At 51.2% G+C, this 240-nt stretch carries 1 protein-coding gene; it reads left to right on the forward strand.

Annotation, left to right across the window (positions count from 1 at the left end; translation table 11 throughout):
- Positions 1 to 240 (forward strand): hypothetical protein (locus KVS69_RS20430; protein WP_217540150.1); only part of this gene is annotated, 240 nt, incomplete at both ends.

Below are 240 nucleotides of genomic sequence, written 5' to 3' on the forward strand. Positions count from 1 at the left end.
CGAGAACCTTCCGGATGACTTGCGCGAAGATGGGTCTGGTAACAAGCGTCACTTTTTCAGGGATGATGGAAATCTTGAGCGAAACCCCTACGACGACATGTGGGTCGCCTTCGTCCGCGGAATATCGCACGTTCATCGTTTCTTTAACTCCGGCGCCTCGGAATTCCTGGTTAAAATATTCTCCGACCTAGTTGATGTGGAGGGCAGTGATGCCAATTCTTGCTTGCTTGATCTGCAGCC

The sequence above is a fragment of the Stenotrophomonas sp. GbtcB23 genome (genome assembly GCF_019091045.1).
Lineage (GTDB): Bacteria > Pseudomonadota > Gammaproteobacteria > Xanthomonadales > Xanthomonadaceae > Stenotrophomonas > Stenotrophomonas rhizophila_A.